Raw genomic sequence first — 18894 nt, forward strand, 5'->3', positions numbered from 1 at the left:
CTTAGGCGAGCCCCGTCGTCAGATCGATGGTCTGGCCCTCAGCCAGGCGCACGATGGCCTTCTTCCAGTCGGAGCGCTGGCCCGGACGGTTGCGGAAGCGCTTCGTCTTGCCCTTCACCACGAGGGTGTTGACCGCGAGCACCTTCACGCCGAACAGCGTCTCGACCGAGGCCTTGATCTCCGGCTTCGTCGCCTCGAGCGGCACCTTGAAGACGACCTGCCCCTGCTCGGTCAGCAGCGTCGCCTTCTCCGTCACCACCGGGGCGAGGATGGTCTGGTACATGCGCTCCCGCGAGAGGAGCGGCTTCTTCTCCTGAGTCTCGCTCATGCCAGCCGCTCCGTCAGCGCCGCAACGCCGGCGCGGGTCACCGCGAGGACGTCGTGGTTCAGGATGTCGTACACATTGGCGCCGATCGTCGGCAACACGTGCATGTGCGGCAGGTTGCGGATGCCGCGGCCGAAACCCTCATCCACCTGCGCGTCCACGACGAGCGCGCTGGTCCAGCCGAGCGCCTTGAGCTGCTTCGCCAGCACGGCCGTCTTTGCCTCGCCGGCAGCGGCAGTGTCGAGCACCACCAGTTTGCCTTCGGCTGCCTTCTGGCTGAGCGCGCTGATGAGGCCGAGACGACGGACCTTCTTGTTCAGCGAATAGCCATGGTCGCGGACGACCGGGCCATGCACCACGCCACCAGTACGGAACTGCGGCGCGCGCAGCGAGCCCTGACGGGCGTTGCCAGTACCCTTCTGCCGATACGGCTTCTTGGTGGTGCCGGAGACTTCACCCATCCCCTTCACCTTGTGCGTACCCGCCCGCCGCTTGGCGAGCTGCCAGTGAACGACCCGCGCCATGATATCGGCGCGTGGCTGCGCTGCGAACAGCGCCTCCGGCAGCTCGATCTCGCCTGCCGTGCCGTTATCCAGCGTGATGACCGGAACCTGCATCGTACTTGGTCCTTACGCCGCGGCCGTCGGGAAGGGAGCCTCGGCATGGCGCGCACGCTTCACCGCGTCCCGCACCAGCACATAGCCACCCTTGGACCCGGGCACCGCGCCCTTGATCAGCAACAGACCCTTGTCGAGATCGACACCCGCGATCTCGAGGTTTTGGGTGGTGATGCGCTCAACACCCAGATGGCCTGCCATCTTCTTGTTCTTGAAGGTCTTGCCCGGATCCTGCCGGTTGCCGGTCGAGCCATGCGAACGATGGCTGATCGACACACCGTGCGAAGCCTCGAGGCCGGCGAAGTTCCAGCGCTTCATGGCGCCGGCGAAGCCCTTGCCCTTCGAAACGCCGGTGACGTCGACAACCTGGCCCTTCACGAAATGGGCGGGGCTCAGCCGCGCACCCGGCTCGAGCGCCGCATCGGCACCGACACGGAATTCGACCAGCTTCTTCGGTGCCTCGACGCCAGCCTTGGCGAAGTGGCCACGATTGGCCTTGGTGACATTCTTGGGCTTCGCGCGGCCGATGCCGAGCTGGACGGCGTCATAGCCATCCTTCTCAGCGCTGCGGCGGGCGATCACACGCACCTCGTCGAGATGCAGGACGGTCACGGGGACCGTGCTGCCATCGTCGTTGAAGATCCGGGTCATGCCCAGCTTCTTGGCGATCAGGCCGGTGCGGCCGGTCTTGGCGGCCATGGCTATAGTCTCCCCTGGCCTTAGAGCTTGATCTCGACATCCACGCCCGCGGCGAGGTCGAGCTTCATCAGCGCGTCCACGGTCTGCGGGGTGGGGTCGACGATATCGAGCAGGCGGCGATGCGTGCGGATCTCGAACTGCTCACGCGACTTCTTGTCGACGTGCGGCGAGCGGTTGACGGTGAAACGCTCGATCTCCGTCGGCAGCGGAATCGGGCCGCGTACACGGGCGCCCGTCCGCTTCGCGGTATTCACGATCTCCCGCGTGCTGCCATCGAGCACGCGATGATCGAACGCCTTGAGGCGGATGCGGATATTCTGGCTGTCCATGGTGAGCGGACCGATCCTCGACTGAGCCTAAGGCTTACTTCACGATGCTTGCGACGACGCCGGCGCCGACGGTGCGGCCGCCCTCGCGGATGGCGAAGCGGAGCCCCTGGTCCATGGCGATGGGCGCGATCAGCTCAACATCCATCGTCACGTTGTCGCCCGGCATCACCATCTCGACGCCTTCCGGCAGCTTCACGATCCCGGTCACGTCGGTGGTCCGGAAGTAGAACTGCGGCCGGTAGTTGGTGAAGAACGGCGTGTGGCGCCCGCCCTCCTCCTTGGTCAGGATGTAGGCCTCGGCCTTGAAGCCGGTGTGCGGCGTGATCGAGCCGGGCTTCGCCAGCACCTGCCCGCGCTCCACGTCCTCGCGCTTGGTGCCGCGCAGCAGCGCGCCGATGTTGTCGCCCGCCTCGCCGCTGTCCAGCAGCTTGCGGAACATCTCGACGCCCGTCACCGTCGTCTTCACCGTGTTTTTCAGCCCGACGATCTCGACTTCCTCGCCGACCTTGACGATGCCGCGCTCAACGCGACCCGTCACCACCGTGCCGCGACCCGAGATCGAGAACACGTCCTCGATCGGCATCAGGAACGGCATGTCCTTCGGACGCTCCGGCTGCGGGATGTAGCTGTCCACCGCCGCCATCAGCTCGAGCACGGCGTTCTTGCCGATCTCGGGCGTCTTGTCCTCGAGGGCCGCCACCGCCGAGCCCTTGATGATCGGGATGTCGTCGCCCGGGAACTGGTAGCTGCTGAGGAGCTCGCGCACCTCCATCTCCACCAGCTCGACCAGGTCGGGGTCCGCCAGGTCCATCTTGTTCAGGAACACCACCAGGGCAGGCACGCCCACCTGGCGGGCCAGCAGGATGTGCTCGCGGGTCTGCGGCATCGGGCCGTCGGCCGCCGACACCACCAGGATCGCGCCGTCCATCTGCGCCGCGCCCGTGATCATGTTCTTCACGTAGTCGGCGTGGCCAGGGCAGTCCACATGCGCGTAGTGCCGGTTGGACGTCTCGTACTCGACATGCGCGGTCGAGATCGTGATGCCGCGGGCCCGCTCCTCCGGCGCCTTGTCGATCTGGTCATAGGCCGTGAACGTCGCGCCGCCCGTCTCCGCCAGAACCTTGGTGATCGCCGCCGTCAGCGACGTCTTGCCATGGTCGACGTGCCCGATCGTCCCAATGTTGCAGTGCGGCTTGTTCCGCTCAAACTTCGCCTTCGCCATCGTCGTCGTTCCTCGATCGGGTCCGGATTACCAGCGGTAATGGCTGAAGGCTTTGTTCGCCTCCGCCATCCGGTGCGTGTCTTCGCGCTTCTTGACGGCCGTGCCGCGGTTGTTCGCCGCGTCCATCAGCTCGCCGGAAAGGCGCTCCTCCATCGTATTCTCGCCGCGCTTGCGCGCGGATTCGATCAGCCAGCGGATCGCCAGCGCCTGTCGGCGCTCGGGGCGAACCTCAACCGGCACCTGGTAGGTCGCGCCACCAACGCGGCGGCTGCGGACCTCGACGGCCGGCTTCACGTTGTCCATGGCCTCATGGAACATGCGCAGCGGGTCCCCATTGGGGCCAACGCGCCGCTTTAACGTGTCCATGGCAGCGTAGACGATACGCTCGGCGGTGCTCTTCTTGCCGTCGTACATCAGGACGTTCATGAAACGGCTGAGCACGAGATCGCCAAACTTGGGATCCGGCAGGACTTCGCGCTTCTGCGCGCTATGACGGCGAGACATGCCTCGGCCTCTCCTACTTCGGACGCTTCGCGCCGTACAGCGACCGGCGCTGGCGACGCTTCGGCAGGCCCTGCGTATCCAGGACGCCGCGGAGAATGTGGTAGCGGACGCCCGGAAGATCCTTCACGCGGCCGCCGCGGATGAGCACCACGGAGTGCTCCTGCAGGTTATGGCCCTCGCCGGGGATGTAGCTCACCACCTCGTAGCCATTCGTCAGGCGCACCTTGGCCACCTTACGAAGCGCCGAGTTCGGCTTCTTAGGCGTGGTGGTGTAGACGCGCGTGCAAACGCCACGCTTCTGCGGGCAGCCCTGCAGCGCCGGAACCTTGTTCCGCTTCGCGTTCGGCTCCCGCCCCTGGGCGATGAGCTGGTTGATCGTCGGCATGACGCCCCTTCGTGTACCGTCCTGGGCCCCGCAGCCACGCAAAGCCAGAAGCCCGCACGGGCGGAGCCTGTAGCTCGCCGGCGGGCGCCCTGACCGGCACCCGGCCTGAGCAACCTCAAAGGTCGCGGTGCCGGACGCGCAGCGTTGTGGACCAAAGTTTCCTGGCTGTCCGGCGCCACAGCGCCCGGCCTTGCCAAGGGCGGGCTACCTACGCGGTGCGGCTGGATGAGTCAAGCGAAGCAGAGCGACAGGGATGAAAAAGCCCGGATAAAAGAAAGGGCCGGGCTCCCGAAGGAACCCGGCCCCGTATCAAAGCACAGGCAGATTATTCGGCTGCCTGGCGCCCGCCCGGCTCCGGCAGGGCTGGCTGAGCTGTGGGCAGGCGCCCACGGTCCCGCTGCGCCGCCAGGGCCCGCAGACGGTTCATCACGGAGCCCGTGCCAGCCGGGATGAGCCGCCCGACGATGACGTTCTCCTTGAGGCCCGCCAACACATCGACCTTGCCTGCCGTCGCCGCCTCGGTCAGCACCCGCGTCGTCTCCTGGAAGGAGGCGGCGGAGATGAAGCTCGTCGTCTGCAGCGAAGCCTTGGTGATGCCCTGGAGCACCGGCTCGGCCCGGGCGGGCCGCTCCTTGGCCTGGAGCCGCTTCTCGTTCTCCTGCTCGAACTCGATCCGGTCCACCTGCTCCCCGACCAGATAGGTCGTGTCGCCGGGCTCGAGGATCTCGACCTTCTGCAACATCTGCCGAACGATGACTTCGATGTGCTTGTCGTTGATCTTCACGCCCTGGAGTCGATAGACGTCCTGGATCTCATTTACCAGGTAGTTCGCCAGCGCCTCCACGCCCAGCACGCGCAGGATGTCATGCGGCACGCGTGGGCCGTCGACGAGCGGGTCGCCGGCCTTCACGTAGTCGCCTTCCTGCACCGAGACGTGCTTGCCCTTCGGCACCAGGTACTCGCGGGGCACCGGGGCCTCGTCGCCCTGCTGCTCCGGCACCACGACGATGCGGCGCTTCGCCTTGTAGTCCTTGCCGAATTCCACGCGACCGTCGATCTCGGAGATGATCGCGTGATCCTTCGGGCGGCGGGCCTCGAAGAGCTCGGCGACTCGCGGCAGACCACCGGTGATGTCACGGGTCTTGGACGACTCGCGCGGCAGCCGGGCCAGCACGTCACCCGCCTTCACCACGCCGCCATTCTCGACGTTCAACACCGAGGCCGGCTGCAGGAAGTACTGCTGCATGCCGTCTGCCGAGCGCAGCAGCAGCCGCGGCCGGAGATTGGCGTTGCGCGCCTTGTCAGCCGGCTCGCGCACCACCTTGGAGCTGAGGCCAGTCACCGGGTCCGTTTCCTCATAGAGGGTCACGCCCTCGATGAGATCGGCGAATTCCAGAGTGCCCGCCCGCTCGGTGATGATCGGCAGGGTGAAGGGATCCCACTCGGCCAGCTTCTGGCCACGGGAGACCGTCGCACCCTCGTCGATCAGCAGCCGCGCACCGTAAGGCACGCGGTAGCGGGCCCGCTCGCGGCCAGCCATGTCGCTGAGCACGATCTCGCAGTTCCGGCTCATCACCACCGGTGCACCGGCGCTGTTGGCCACCACGTTGCGGTTGGCGATCTTGACCGTGCCGTCATTGGTGGCTTCCACCGCCGACTGCTCGGCCCCGCGCTGCGCCGCGCCACCGATATGGAAGGTGCGCATGGTCAGCTGGGTGCCCGGCTCGCCGATCGACTGAGCGGCGATGACGCCCACCGCCTCACCGACATTCACCGGCGTACCGCGGGCCAGGTCGCGGCCATAGCAGTGGCCGCAGACGCCGACGCCGGCATCGCAGGTGAGGACGGAGCGGATGTACATCTCCTCCACGCCTGCCGCCTCGATGCGCTCGGCATCCGGCTCCTCGATCACGGTGTTCCGGGCGGCCAGCACCTCGCCCGTCGCCGGGTCGACCACGTCACGCTGGGTGAAGCGGCCGAGGATGCGCTCGGACAGCGAGGAAATGACTTCGCCGCCATCCATCACCGGGCGCACGGTGATGCCGCGCTCGGTGCCGCAATCGTTCATGACGATGATGCAGTCCTGCGCGACGTCCACCAGGCGGCGGGTGAGGTAGCCGGAGTTGGCGGTCTTCAGCGCCGTATCCGCGAGGCCCTTCCGGGCGCCGTGGGTGGAGTTGAAGTATTCGAGGACCGTCAGCCCCTCCTTGAAGTTGGAGATGATCGGCTGCTCGATGATCTCGCCGCTCGGCTTCGCCATCAGGCCGCGCATGCCGGCCAGCTGGCGCATCTGCGCCGGCGAGCCGCGCGCGCCGGAATGCGACATCATCCAGACGCTATTGGTCGGCCGGCCGACCTCCTGGCGGGAGATCTCCTTCATCATGGCCTGGGCCACTTCCTCGGTGCAGCGCGACCAGGCGTCGACCACCTTGTTGTAGCGCTCGCCCGCAGTGATGAGGCCGTCGAGATACTGCTGCTCGAACTCCTTCACCTCGGCCTTGGTCTTGCCGATCATCTCCGGCTTGCTGGCCGGGATCATCATGTCGTCCTTGCCGAAGGAGATGCCGGCCTTCGCAGCCTGGCGGAAGCCGATGCCCATCAGCCGGTCGGCGAAGATCACGCTCTCCTTCTGGCCGCAATGCCGGTAGACGGCATCGATGACGTCGGAGATCGACTTCTTCGTCAGTTGACGATTGATGAGGCTGAAGGGCAGCTGCGGGTGCAGCGGCAGCAGCTGGCCCATCATGACGCGGCCCGGCGTCGTCACCACCCGCTCCATCACCACCTTGCCGTCGCGCTCCATCGTCTGGCGGCGCATGCGGATCTTGGTGTGGAGCTGGATGGCGCCAGCGGCCAGGGCCTGCTCGATCTCGCCCATGGAGGAGAAGGCCGGGGCCTCCTTCTCGTCGGCGACGCGGAATTCCGGCGTCTCCAGGCTGAGATAGTAGAGGCCGAGGACGATGTCCTGGCTCGGCACGATGATCGGCTTGCCATTGGCCGGGCTGAGGATGTTGTTGGTCGACATCATCAGCACGCGCGCTTCCAGCTGGGCCTCAAGGCTCAGCGGGACGTGCACGGCCATCTGGTCGCCGTCGAAGTCGGCGTTGAAGGCAGTGCAGACCAGCGGGTGCAGTTGGATCGCCTTGCCCTCGACGAGGACCGGCTCGAAGGCCTGGATGCCAAGGCGGTGCAGCGTCGGCGCCCGGTTCAGCATGACCGGGTGCTCGCGGATGACCTCCTCGAGGATGTCCCACACCTCGGGACGCTCCTTCTCCACCATCCGCTTCGCGGCCTTGATGGTGGTGGCGTGGCCGTACTTCTCGAGCTTCGAGTAGATGAAGGGCTTGAACAGCTCGAGCGCCATCTTCTTCGGCAGCCCGCACTGGTGCAGCTTCATCTCCGGCCCGACCACGATGACCGAGCGGCCCGAATAGTCGACGCGCTTGCCGAGCAGGTTCTGGCGGAACCGGCCCTGCTTGCCCTTCAGCATGTCGCTGAGCGACTTCAGCGGCCGCTTGTTGGCGCCGGTGATGGCGCGGCCGCGGCGGCCGTTGTCGAACAGCGCGTCCACCGCCTCCTGCAGCATGCGCTTCTCGTTCCGGACGATGATGTCCGGCGCGCGCAGCTCGATTAGGCGCTTCAGCCGGTTGTTCCGGTTGATGACGCGGCGGTAGAGGTCGTTCAGGTCGGAGGTCGCGAAGCGGCCGCCGTCCAGCGGCACCAGCGGGCGCAGCTCGGGCGGGATCACCGGCACGACGCCGAGGATCATCCAGTCGGGACGCGCGCCGCTCTCGGCGAAGGCCTCGATCAGCTTCAGGCGCTTCACCAGCTTCTTGCGCTTCGCCTCGGAGGTGGTCTCCTTCAGCTCGGCGCGCAGCCGGGTAGCCTCCTTGTCGCAGTCGATGCCGGAGAGCATCCCCTTCACCGCCTCGGCACCGATGCCGACGGAGAAAGCGTCCTCGCCGAACTCGTCCATCTTCGCCTGGTACTGGTCCTCGTTCAGAAGCTGGTGCAGCTTCAGATCGGTCAGGCCAGGCTCAAGAACGACATAGGATTCGAAGTAGAGAACCTTCTCCAGCTCCTTCAACGACATGTCGACCATCAGGCCGACGCGGCTGGGCAGCGACTTCATGAACCAGATATGCGCGACGGGGCTGGCCAGCTCGATATGGCCCATGCGCTCGCGCCGGACCTTGGCCAACGTCACCTCGACGCCGCACTTCTCGCAAATGATGCCGCGGAACTTCATCCGCTTGTACTTGCCGCAAAGGCACTCGTAGTCCTTGATCGGGCCGAAGATGCGGGCGCAGAACAGCCCGTCCCGCTCCGGCTTGAAGGTGCGGTAGTTGATCGTCTCCGGCTTCTTGATTTCGCCATAGGACCAGGAGCGGATCTGCTCCGGCGAGGCGATCGAGATCTTGATCTGGTCGAAGGTCATCGCCTGGCCGGTCTGGCCCAGGATCTTCATCAGCTCGTTCATGCGGCCTTCCTTGTGGTCCAGCCCGCCGCCCCGCACAGGTCGGGGCGGCTGTGTAGGAAAGATATGGGCGGCAGCCTCAGCTGCCGCGAGTCTCCAGGTCAACGTTCAGGCCGAGCGACTTCAACTCCTTCACCAGGACATTGAAGCTCTCCGGGATGCCGGCCTCGAAATTGTCCTGGTCGCGGACGATTGCCTCATAGACCTTGGTGCGGCCGGAGACGTCGTCCGACTTCACCGTCAGCATCTCCTGCAGCGTGTAGGCAGCGCCATAGGCTTCCAGCGCCCAGACCTCCATCTCGCCGAAGCGCTGGCCGCCGAACTGCGCCTTGCCGCCCAGCGGCTGCTGGGTGACGAGCGAGTAGGGGCCGATGGAGCGGGCGTGGATCTTGTCGTCGACCAGGTGATGCAGCTTCAGCATGTAGATGATGCCGACCGTCACCTTGCGCTCGAAGATCTCGCCCGTGCGGCCATCGGTCAGCCAGACCTGGCCGGAGCTGTCGAGCCCGGCGCGGTCCAGCATGCCCTCGATATCGGCCATGCGGGCGCCGTCGAAGACGGGCGTCGCGATGGGGATGCCCTTCTTCAGGTTCTCCGAAAGCTCGATCAGCTGGTCATCGCTCATTGGCGCGATGTCCCGCTCGAAGATTTCGTCGCCATAGGTCGTGCGCAGATGGGCCATCAGCTCATCCCGCATCGCGCCCGTGCGGCGATACTCCTCGACCAGGTCGCCGACCTGGCGCCCGAGATTGGCGCAGGCCCAGCCGAGATGGGTCTCGAGGATCTGCCCGACATTCATCCGCGACGGCACGCCGAGCGGGTTCAGTACGAGGTCGGCGGTGGTGCCGTCCTCGAGGAAGGGCATGTCCTCCACGGGGACGACCCGCGAGACTACGCCCTTGTTGCCGTGCCGACCGGCCATCTTGTCGCCGGGCTGGAGCTTCCGCTTCACCGCAACGAAGACCTTGACCATCTTCATTACGCCGGGCGGCAGCTCGTCGCCGCGCTGCAGCTTCTCGACCTTCGACTCGAAGCGCTTCTGCAGACGCTCGACGGCAGCGTCGAACTCGCGCTTCAGCGCCTCGATCTCGGCCATGGCCGCATCGTCCTGCACGCCGATCTGGCGCCAGGTGGCCTTGGCGAACTGGTCCAGCACCTCATCGGTGATGACCGTGCCCGCCTTGACGCCGCGGAAGCCGCCCGAAGCCTTCTTGTTCAGCAGGCGCTCGCGCAGCCGGCTGTGGAAGGAGCGCTCCTGGATAGCCTTCTCGTCGTCGCGGTCCTTGGCGAGCCGCTCGATCTCGGCCCGCTCGATCGCCATGGCGCGCTCGTCCTTGTCGACGCCACGACGGGAGAAGACGCGGACATCGACGATGGTGCCCGCCACGCCCGGCGGCAGCCGGAGCGAGGTGTCGCGCACGTCGGAGGCCTTCTCGCCGAAGATGGCGCGGAGCAGCTTCTCCTCCGGCGTCATCGGGCTCTCGCCCTTCGGCGTCACCTTGCCGACCAGGATGTCGCCCGGCTGAACCTCGGCGCCGATATAGACGATGCCGGCCTCGTCGAGGTTGCGCAGCGCCTCCTCACCCACGTTCGGGATGTCGCGGGTGATCTCTTCCTGGCCCAGCTTGGTGTCGCGGGCCATGACCTCGAATTCTTCGATATGGATCGAGGTGAAGACGTCGTCCTTGGCGATCCGCTCGCTGATGAGGATGGAGTCCTCGAAGTTGTAGCCGTTCCAGGGCATGAAGGCGACGAGGACGTTCCGCCCCAGCGCCAGCTCGCCCAGCTCCGTGCTCGGCCCGTCGGCGATGATCTCGCCGGCGCGCACGCCATCCCCCACCTTCACCAGCGGACGCTGGTTGATGCAGGTGGACTGGTTGGAGCGCTGGAACTTGCGCAGCCGGTAGATGTCGACACCACGGGTGGTGCCGTCATCACCCGTCGCGCGCACCACGATGCGGGCGCCGTCGATGCTGTCCACCACGCCGTCGCGGCGAGCGACGATGGTCGCGCCGGAATCCCGGGCGACCGCCGCCTCCATGCCGGTGCCAACCAGCGGCGCATCGGCACGGACCAGCGGCACCGCCTGGCGCTGCATGTTCGAGCCCATGAGCGCGCGGTTGGCGTCATCGTTCTCGAGGAACGGAATGAGCGCCGCGGCAACTGAGACGAGCTGCTTCGGCGAGACGTCGATCGCCGTTACCTCCTCCGGCTTCACCAGCCGGAAGTCGCCGCCCTGGCGCACGCTCACCAGCTCCGACTTGAACTCGCCGGTATCTGCATCGACCTCGGCATCGGCCTGGGCCACCACCAGCCGCTCCTCCTCCATGGCGGAGAGGTAGCGCGGCTCGCCGACGATCTTGCCGTCCCGCACCAGACGATACGGCGTCTCGATGAAGCCGTACTTGTTCACCTTGGCAAAGGTAGCGAGCGAGTTGATCAGGCCGATATTCGGGCCTTCCGGCGTCTCAATCGGGCAGATGCGGCCGTAATGCGTCGGGTGCACGTCGCGCACCTCGAAGCCGGCGCGCTCACGGGTCAGGCCGCCCGGGCCAAGCGCCGAAAGACGGCGCTTGTGCGTCACCTCGGAGAGCGGGTTGGTCTGGTCCATGAACTGGCTGAGCTGCGAGGAGCCGAAGAACTCCCGCACCGCCGCCGCCGCCGGCTTCGCGTTGATCAAGTCATGCGGCATGACGGTGTCGATATCGACCGACCCCATGCGTTCCTTGATCGCGCGCTCCATGCGCAGCAAGCCGACGCGGTACTGGTTCTCCATGAGCTCGCCGACCGAGCGCACCCGGCGGTTGCCGAGGTTATCGATGTCGTCGATCTGGCCGCGGCCATCCTTCAACTCGAGCAGGACGCGCACCGTGGCAATGATGTCCTGCTTGCGCAGCGTGCGGGTGGTGTCCGGCACCTCCTCGGCGGAGAAGCCGAGGCGCATGTTCATCTTCACCCGGCCGACCGAGGAAAGGTCGTAGCGCTCGGGGTCGAAGAACAGCCCACGGAACAGGGTCTCTGCGGTCTCCGGCGTCGGCGGCTCGCCCGGGCGCATGACCCGGTAGATGTCCATCAGCGCCTCGTCGCGGTTGGCGTTCTTGTCCACCACCAGCGTGTTGCGCATCCAGGGCCCGACCGACTGGTCGATGGCGAGCGTCGGCAGCCGGTCGAGGCCGGCCGCCTCGATCGCCGCCAGCTTCGGCTCGGTCAGCTCCTCGCCGGCCTCGGCCCAGATCTCGCCCGTGTTCATGTCGACGAGGTCCTCGGCGACGAAGCGGCCGAGCAGGTCGGCACGGCCGACCAGCACCTCGGTCGTGCCGCCCTCGGCGATCTTGCGGGCGGCGCGCGGCGTCAGCTTCGCATCCTTCTCCGCCACGACCTGGCCGGTCTTGGCATCGATCAACGGCTCCTGCAACTTGATGCCGCGGAAGGCCTCCGGGTCGAAGGGACGCGACCAGCCCTGGGCGCTGCGGGTGAAGGCGACCTGCTTGTAGAACTCGCCGAGGATCTCCTCGGCATCCATGCCGCGAATCTCGTTGGGCTCAAGCGCGGTAGCGCCCTTCTCCGCGCGCAGCCCCTCGGTCCGGGCGGAATCGAGCGCGAGCAGCAGGGTCGAGGCCGGGAGCTTCCGCTTGCGGTCGATGCGGACGTAGCAGATGTCCTTGGCATCGAACTCGAAGTCGAGCCAGGAGCCGCGATAGGGGATGACGCGGGCAGCGAAGAGATACTTCCCGCTGCTGTGCGTCTTGCCCTTGTCGTGATCGAAGAAGACGCCCGGGCTGCGGTGCATCTGGGAAACGATGACGCGCTCGGTGCCGTTGATGATGAAGGTGCCGTTGTCCGTCATGAGCGGCATGTCGCCCATATAGACATCCTGCTCCTTTATATCGCGGACCGAACGAGAACCCGTGTCCTCATCCACATCCCACACGATAAGGCGGAGGCGCACCTTCAGCGGCGCGGCGAAGGTCAGGCCGCGCTGAATGCACTCCTCGACGTCGTATTTCGGCTCTTCGAGTTCGTACTGGACGAATTCCAACCGACCGCGGCCGGCGAAGTCGTCAATGGGGAAAACCGATTTGAAAACTTCTTGCAACCCGGTATGGGTGCGCGCGTCAGGATTGACCTCCATCTGCAGGAAGGCCTCGTAAGAGGCCCGCTGCACGTCGATGAGGTTCGGCATCGGCGCCACTTCGGGCAGCCGTCCAAAGCTCTTGCGGATGCGCTTGCGCCCGGTGAACGACTTTGTGATAGCGTTCATGCCTGTCCCGTATCCTTTTCGCTCGGGCCGCCGCCCGTCGCGTTCGAAGTCCCAATCCGCCGGCCGCCAATCCCCGCCGCGCCCGCCGGGGTGAAACGGCAGCACGGGCGGCAACCCAAGGGGTTCCCGCCCGCACCTTCGATAGTCTGTCTCCACCCCCAGCGACGGATGGCCGGGGGTGGGTTTGCAGTCGTGGCGACCTTACTTGACCTCGACGGTCGCCCCGTTCTCTTCCAGCACCTTCTTGATCTTGGCGGCCTCGTCCTTCGACGCAGCCTCCTTCACCACCTTCGGCGCGCCCTCGACCAGATCCTTGGCCTCCTTCAGGCCCAGACCGGTGATGGTGCGGATCTCCTTGATGATGTTGATCTTCTTGTCACCAGCCGCAGTCAGGGTGACGGTGAACTCGGTCTGCTCCTCGGCCGGAGCCGCGGCAGCGCCGCCACCAGCGGCAGGGGCCGCCGCCACCGCGACCGGAGCCGCGGCGGAGACGCCCCACTTCTCCTCCAGCATCTTGGAGAGCTCGGCGGCTTCCAGGACGGTCAGGCTGGAGAGCTCATCGACCAGCTTTGCGAGATCGGCCATGTCTGTGTACCCTTTGATCTAATGGCTTGGCTTGCCGTTTGCAACACCCCCACCGGCGGCAGGGGCTATCCCATTGGTCAGGCGGCTTCCGCCCCACCCTCGTCCTTCTTTGCGAAGGCGCTGAACACCCGCGCCAGCTGCGAACCGGGGGCCTGGAGCACCCCGGCGATGCGCGTTGCCGGGGTCTGGATCAGACCCAGCAGCTGCGCCCGCAGCGTCTCGAGCGAAGGCAGCTCGGACAGGGCCTTGATCCCATCGGGGTTCAAGGCCTGGGTCCCGAGTGCCCCGCCCAGGATGACGAACTTGTCGTTACCCTTGGCGAAATCCACGGCCGTCTTCGCCACCGCCACCGGGTCCGTCGACCACGCGAGCGCGGTCGGACCCTTCAGCAGCGGCGAAACGGCCTGGAAGCGGGTGCCGTCGAGGGCGAGCATGGCCAGCCGGTTCTTTGCGACCTTGTACGTCGCGCCAGCCGCCCGCATGCGGCGCCGCAGCTCGCTCACATCCGCAACCGTCAGACCCTTGTTCTGGGCGACGAGCACGAAGGAGGTATCTGCGAACACCGCGGACAGCTGGGCGATGAACTCGCGCTTTTCCGTGCGGTCCATATCCCGTCTCCGTCGGTGGCCGGCGCCTGGTGGAGGGGCTCCGGCCGGTTCACGCGGGGGCGCCTGGCGGAATGCCCTGCGCCCCGGTTCGACTGTCTGAGCGGGATTGCCAAGCCATCAGCATCGCCGGGTTGCCCCGGCGTGGAAACGCTCCGCACCCCGTCTATCGCTGGCGGGGCATGCCCCTTTAGGCCCTCGGAAGGGCACCTGCGGTCTCGGACAGGTTCGGGACGGCCAGGAGGCCGCCCCTGCGCGCCCACCCCTTAGGGAGCGGGCGAATTGGTGTGTCAGGTCGCCGCGCTCAAGGTGGCGATGTCGACCTTCACGCCGGGGCCCATGGTGGACGCCACGGACACCTTCTTCACATAGGTGCCCTTGGCGCCTGCCGGCCGGGCGCGCTGGATGGCCTCGACGAAGGCGCGGGCATTCTCGAGGAGCTTCTCCTCGTCGAAGCTCGCCTTGCCGATGCCGGCATGGACGATGCCGGCCTTCTCAGCCCGGAACTCCACCTGACCGGCCTTGGCGGCCGTGACGGCGCCGCGGACATCCATGGTCACGGTGCCGAGGCGTGGGTTCGGCATCAGGCCGCGCGGGCCGAGGATCTTACCAAGCCGGCCGACCAGCGCCATCATGTCCGGCGTGGCAATGCAGCGGTCGAACTCGATCCGGCCTTCCTGCACGGCTGCGGCAAGGTCATCGGCGCCGACCACATCGGCGCCGGCGGCCAGCGCCTCGTCAGCCTTCGGGCCGCGGGCGAAGACGCCGACGCGGACGGTCTTGCCCGTCCCGTTCGGCAGGCCGACCACGCCACGGACCATCTGGTCCGCATGGCGCGGGTCGATGCCGAGGTTCATCGAGATCTCGATGGTCTCGTCGAACTTGGCCTTGGCGTTCGCCTTCACCAGGCTGATCGCCTGCTGGATCGGCACGATGGTGTCACGGTCGAAGGAACCGTAGATCGCCTTGAGGCGCTTGCCCTGCTTGGCCATCGGATCAGCCCTCCACCACGATGAGGCCCATGGAACGGGCTGAGCCCGCCAGCATGCGCACCGCCGCTTCCACGTCGTTGGCGTTCATGTCCTTCATCTTGGTCGCAGCGATCTCGCGCAGCTGGGTCTTGGTCACCCGGCCCACAGACCCACCCTTGCCCGGCGTCTGGCTGCCCTTGTCGATCTTGGCGGCGCGCAGCAGGAAATGGGTGTTCGGCGGGGTCTTGGTGATGAAGGAGAAGGTGCGGTCCGAAAAGGCGGTGATGACCACAGGCGTCGGGGTGCCCGGCTCGAGGCCCTGGGTCGCCGCGTTGAACTCCTTCACGAACTGCATGATGTTGAGGCCGCGCTGACCCAACGCCGGGCCGACCGGCGGCGAAGGGTTCGCCTTGCCTGCCGGAATCTGCAGCTTGATATAGCCTGCAATCTTCTTCGCCATGATACGTCCCTGCGGTCAGGGAGCCGCGGTGCTCACGGCGCCGGCCACCCCGCATGGGATGGCCGGACGCCTCCCGCGTCCCGATCTGAGTAGAGCGGGGGCGTATGGGCGGGTCCGCAGGGGGAGTCAAGCCATATTTGGCCCGCCTCCCTTCGTGGCGGTCAGATCCGGTTCGCGGAGGAGCGACGGGTGACCATGTTGTAGATGGCGAGGACAATGACCGCCCCGACAACCGCGCCGATGAAGCCGGCCCCTTCGCCTGCCCGGTACCAGCCGACCGCCTGGCCGAGATAGGTCGCAACGACCGCGCCGACGATGCCGAGCAGGGTCGTGATGATGAAGCCGGAGGGATCCCGGCCCGGATGGAGGAACTTGGCGACGAGACCGGCGAGGAAGCCGATGACGATCGTTCCGATGATGCCCATGACTTGAGATCCTGTTTTGGTGGCGCGCGGCGATAAGCCGGCGTCGGCGCCCGGGTTCCTCGTGACGGATACGATTCCGGAAAACGGAATGGTGTTGGCCGCGTTCTCCTCCCAGCACAGCACCTACGGAGGAATTGCAGATGAGCGAGAACCTGTTCGGACGGTCGGGCGGCGGCCTGTCCGGTGGCCTGTCCGGCGGAATGAAGATGGCGGCGATCGCGCTGCTCATCCAGCAACTGATGAAGCATTCGGGGAGCCAGGCGGAGCCCGGTTCGGCCCCGGCACAGGCGCCGCAGGCTGATACCGGCGGCGGGCTGGGCGGCATCCTGGGCGGGCTGCTCGGCAGCGGCGCGGCGGGCGGCTTGCTCGGCGGGCTGGGCGGCAGCGGCGCGGCGGGCGGCTTGCTCGGCGGGCTGGGCGGCAGCGGCGCAGCGGGTGGCCTCCTCGGCGGGTTGGGTGGCCTGCTCGGCGGGCTGCGCAACCAGGGGCTGGAGCGGCATGTCGACAGCTGGGTGCAGCACGGTCCGAACGAGCAAGTTTCGGCGGATGAGCTGACGCGCGCCTTCGACCCTCGGGACATCGATGCGGCGGCCCAGCAGGCCGGGACCGACCGGGGTACGCTGATGAACGAGGTCAGCCGCGTCCTGCCCGAGATGGTGGACCGGATGACGCCGCATGGCCGTATGCCCCAGCATGAGGGCGAGGTGGAAGGCGGCAGCATCGGAGGCCTGCTGAACAGCATCTTCGGCGGCGGTCAGGGCCCCCGGCGGTAGTCGTCGGCGGGGGGGTTGGGAAAGCGGCGCTTCCCGGCCCTACCGCGCGGCGGCCGGCGCGATGAGGCGTTGCATCCGCGGGATTTCCTCCTCGAGCGCCTGTCCGAGGCTCGGTCCGTTCACGCCGTCCCAGAGGATGGTGCCAGTACTGTCGAAAAGTGCCTTCACCTCGCGGTCGAGCAGGGCGCGATGGGTCGCGTCGGCAAGGCGCGCGACGATGGCGGGCGGCGTCCGCGCCGGAAGGTAGAGGCCCGACCAGCCGAGCAATTCGGCGCCCCGCAGCCCCACCTCCGCCAGCGTCGGTACCTCGGGCGCGATTGCGAGCCGCTCGCCGGCATTGACGGCGAGTGCACGGAGCTTGCCGTCCCGCACATGCGGCAGGGCACTCAGCGGGTAGTCGAACATCAGGTCAAGCCGACCGGCGACGGTGTCGTTCAGCGCCTGGGCGAAGTTGGAATAGGGGATCAGGGTCAACTCCACCCCCGCCGCCTGGGCGAAGAGCGCCCCGGCCGCATGCTGGCCGGAGCCGATGCTGGCGCCATAGGTGACCTGGCCGGGATGACGCCTGGCATGCTCGATCAATGCCGGGATGCTGGCAAAGGGCTGGCGCAGCCCGGAGATGACGATATTGGCCGAGGCGCCGATGCCATGAACCGGGATGAAGTCCCGGCGCGCCTCGAAGCGAAGGCCGGGAATCAGCAGCGGCGCGATGGCGAAGGTGGCGAAATTGCCGAAGAACATGGTGTAGCCATCGGGCGCTGCCCGGGCGGCATATTCGGCGGCGACGGTGCCGCCGGCGCCGGACCGGTTGTCGATGACGACGCTCTGGCCGAGGGCGGTGCCGAGCTTCAGCGCGACCAGCCGGGCGGCGACATCGAGCACGCTGCCCGGCCCGCCGGGGACGACCCAGGTGATGGGCCGGGCCGGGTATTCCTCTCCTGCCCCCGCCCGGAACGCCGGCAGCGCGAGCGCGCCTCCGGCCAGGATGGTCCTTCGGGTGATCGCCATGCGCGCCCGCCTTTCCGCCGTGTCCTCGTCGGGCTCTTCGGCCCGTGCGGGGTCAGGCTAGCGCGATGCGCGCGGCCGCGTATACGGCGACGTCAGACCTTCTCGACCTGGGTGTATTCCAGCTCGACCGGGGTGGAGCGCCCGAAGATGCTGACCGAAACCTTCACCCGGCCGCGCTCCTCGTCCACCTCCTCCACCGTGCCCATGAAGCTGGTGAAGGGGCCATCGGCGACGCGGATCTGCTCGCCCACCTCGAAAATCACGGCGGGCTTGCGGGGCTTCTCCACACCTTCCTTCACCTGGTTGACGATGCGCTGGGCCTCGGCCTCGGTGATCGGGCTCGGCTTGTTCTTGTTGCCGAGAAAGCCGGTGACCTTCGGCGTATCCTTCACCAGGTGCCAAGCGTCGTCCGACATCTCCATCTTCACCAGGACGTAGCCGGGGAAGAACTTCCGTTCGGAATTCACCTTCTGGCCGCGGCGGACCTCGGTCACCTCCTCGGCGGGGACCAGGATCTCGTCGAACTGGTCGCCGAGGCCCTTCTGGGCGGCCTGCTCCTTGATCTGCTGGGCGATCTTCTTCTCGAAGCCCGAATAGACGTGCACCACGTACCAGCGCTTGGCCATCGCCTGCTGCTCCCTCACCCGATTCCGAACAGGCCGCGCATCGCCAGGGCGATCAGCTGGTCGGCGACCAGGAAGAAGATGGCCGCCAGCGCCGACATCGCCAGCACGAGGCCGGTCGTGATCAAGGTTTCCTTGCGGCTCGGCCAGGTGACCTTCGCCACCTCCGTCCGCACGTCCCGGACATACTGCGCGGGATCAAGCTTGGCCAAGTCGGGGAACCTTCTGTGCTGCGGTTAACGCTTCGCGGGCGGCCGCCCACCCCCGCAGCATGGGGAGGGATGCCACCCTGGACAAGACAGGATCACCCCAGCAGGCCAGAGGGGCCATGGCCGGGGCAGGTGGCAGGGGCGGAGGGTCTCGAACCCCCAACCTCCGGTTTTGGAGACCGGCGCTCTACCAATTGAGCTACGCCCCTTCACGCCCGGCGGAGCCGCTGCGCGAGGCGATGCCTATAAGTCAGCGGTGGCGCGCTGTCGAGGGGGAGCAAGCCTTATCCCCAACGCAAACGGGCCGCCCGAAGGCGGCCCGCTCCCTGTCCCAGGCCTTGGGACCCGGCTTACTTCACGATGCTTGCGACGACGCCGGCGCCGACGGTGCGGCCGCCCTCGCGGATGGCGAAGCG

19 protein-coding genes and 1 tRNA gene are annotated in these 18894 nt (G+C 67.0%); 1 reads left to right on the forward strand and 19 read right to left on the reverse strand.

The annotated features are described in order from the left end of the window. Position 1: 1 nt before the first annotated feature. The 14 genes from LH62_RS25415 to LH62_RS25480 all read right to left on the reverse strand — a co-directional run bounded on the left by LH62_RS25415 (position 2) and on the right by LH62_RS25480 (position 15865). Complete coding sequence (locus LH62_RS25415; protein WP_043364852.1) at positions 2–328, reverse strand: 50S ribosomal protein L23; 327 nt, start codon at positions 326–328, stop codon at positions 2–4. Then, a complete protein-coding gene (rplD, locus tag LH62_RS25420; RefSeq protein ID WP_043364853.1) occupies positions 325–942 on the reverse strand; it encodes a 50S ribosomal protein L4 in 618 nt (205 codons plus the stop codon). The genes LH62_RS25415 and rplD overlap by 4 nt, the downstream gene beginning before the upstream one ends. Before the next feature lie 12 nt (positions 943–954). Next, the gene (gene rplC, locus LH62_RS25425; protein WP_043340454.1) at positions 955–1641 is read right to left on the reverse strand and encodes a 50S ribosomal protein L3; all 687 of its coding nucleotides are present in this window, start codon (positions 1639–1641) and stop codon (positions 955–957) included. Between the two features lie 20 nt (positions 1642–1661). Beyond that, complete coding sequence (gene rpsJ, locus LH62_RS25430) at positions 1662–1970, reverse strand: 30S ribosomal protein S10 (protein ID WP_007004401.1); 309 nt, start codon at positions 1968–1970, stop codon at positions 1662–1664. A 34-nt stretch (positions 1971–2004) separates the two neighbouring features. Then, positions 2005–3192, reverse strand: a complete 1188-nt coding sequence (tuf, locus tag LH62_RS25435) for an elongation factor Tu (protein ID WP_043358413.1) — start codon at positions 3190–3192, stop codon at positions 2005–2007. 27 nt (positions 3193–3219) lie between these two features. After that, positions 3220–3696: a 30S ribosomal protein S7 gene (gene rpsG, locus LH62_RS25440; protein ID WP_043337545.1), complete on the reverse strand. Its 477-nt coding sequence runs from the start codon at positions 3694–3696 to the stop codon at positions 3220–3222. Between the two features lie 13 nt (positions 3697–3709). Then, the gene (rpsL, locus tag LH62_RS25445) at positions 3710–4081 is read right to left on the reverse strand and encodes a 30S ribosomal protein S12 (RefSeq protein WP_043337543.1); all 372 of its coding nucleotides are present in this window, start codon (positions 4079–4081) and stop codon (positions 3710–3712) included. 325 nt (positions 4082–4406) lie between these two features. Beyond that, positions 4407–8561 (reverse strand): DNA-directed RNA polymerase subunit beta', encoded by a 4155-nt coding sequence (rpoC, locus tag LH62_RS25450; protein WP_043364854.1) that lies wholly within the window; start codon positions 8559–8561, stop codon positions 4407–4409. 76 nt (positions 8562–8637) lie between these two features. Next, positions 8638–12819: a DNA-directed RNA polymerase subunit beta gene (gene rpoB, locus LH62_RS25455; RefSeq protein ID WP_043364855.1), complete on the reverse strand. Its 4182-nt coding sequence runs from the start codon at positions 12817–12819 to the stop codon at positions 8638–8640. A 201-nt stretch (positions 12820–13020) separates the two neighbouring features. Further along, entirely contained in the window at positions 13021–13404 is a 384-nt protein-coding gene (gene rplL, locus LH62_RS25460; RefSeq protein ID WP_043337540.1) for a 50S ribosomal protein L7/L12, read from the reverse strand. Between the two features lie 77 nt (positions 13405–13481). Further along, positions 13482–14012, reverse strand: coding sequence for a 50S ribosomal protein L10 (gene rplJ, locus LH62_RS25465; protein ID WP_043364856.1), 531 nt, complete (start codon positions 14010–14012; stop codon positions 13482–13484). Between the two features lie 287 nt (positions 14013–14299). Then, complete coding sequence (gene rplA, locus LH62_RS25470; protein WP_043364857.1) at positions 14300–15001, reverse strand: 50S ribosomal protein L1; 702 nt, start codon at positions 14999–15001, stop codon at positions 14300–14302. A gap of 4 nt (positions 15002–15005) precedes the next feature. After that, a complete protein-coding gene (gene rplK / locus LH62_RS25475) occupies positions 15006–15440 on the reverse strand; it encodes a 50S ribosomal protein L11 (protein WP_043364858.1) in 435 nt (144 codons plus the stop codon). Positions 15441–15601: 161 nt separating this feature from the next. After that, the gene (locus tag LH62_RS25480; protein ID WP_043364859.1) at positions 15602–15865 is read right to left on the reverse strand and encodes a GlsB/YeaQ/YmgE family stress response membrane protein; all 264 of its coding nucleotides are present in this window, start codon (positions 15863–15865) and stop codon (positions 15602–15604) included. Between the two features lie 140 nt (positions 15866–16005). Between LH62_RS25480 and LH62_RS25485 the strand changes: the two genes are divergently transcribed. Then, positions 16006–16638, forward strand: coding sequence for a YidB family protein (locus tag LH62_RS25485; RefSeq protein WP_052214906.1), 633 nt, complete (start codon positions 16006–16008; stop codon positions 16636–16638). A gap of 39 nt (positions 16639–16677) precedes the next feature. Here LH62_RS25485 and LH62_RS25490 read toward each other — a convergent pair whose 3' ends face one another. The 5 genes from LH62_RS25490 to LH62_RS32785 form a co-directional block, all read right to left on the reverse strand. Then, the gene (locus tag LH62_RS25490; protein ID WP_043364860.1) at positions 16678–17646 is read right to left on the reverse strand and encodes a tripartite tricarboxylate transporter substrate binding protein; all 969 of its coding nucleotides are present in this window, start codon (positions 17644–17646) and stop codon (positions 16678–16680) included. Between the two features lie 92 nt (positions 17647–17738). Further along, positions 17739–18272 (reverse strand): transcription termination/antitermination protein NusG, encoded by a 534-nt coding sequence (gene nusG / locus LH62_RS25495; RefSeq protein WP_043364862.1) that lies wholly within the window; start codon positions 18270–18272, stop codon positions 17739–17741. A gap of 14 nt (positions 18273–18286) precedes the next feature. Further along, on the reverse strand, positions 18287–18481 hold the full coding sequence (gene secE, locus LH62_RS25500) for a preprotein translocase subunit SecE (protein ID WP_043339530.1): 195 nt from the start codon (positions 18479–18481) through the stop codon (positions 18287–18289). Between the two features lie 130 nt (positions 18482–18611). Next, positions 18612–18687, reverse strand: a tRNA-Trp gene (locus LH62_RS25505). 141 nt (positions 18688–18828) lie between these two features. After that, positions 18829–18894 (reverse strand): hypothetical protein (locus tag LH62_RS32785; RefSeq protein WP_144404693.1); only part of this gene is annotated, 66 nt, incomplete at its 5' end.

It is taken from the genome of Belnapia sp. F-4-1, assembly GCF_000802185.1.
GTDB lineage: Bacteria > Pseudomonadota > Alphaproteobacteria > Acetobacterales > Acetobacteraceae > Belnapia.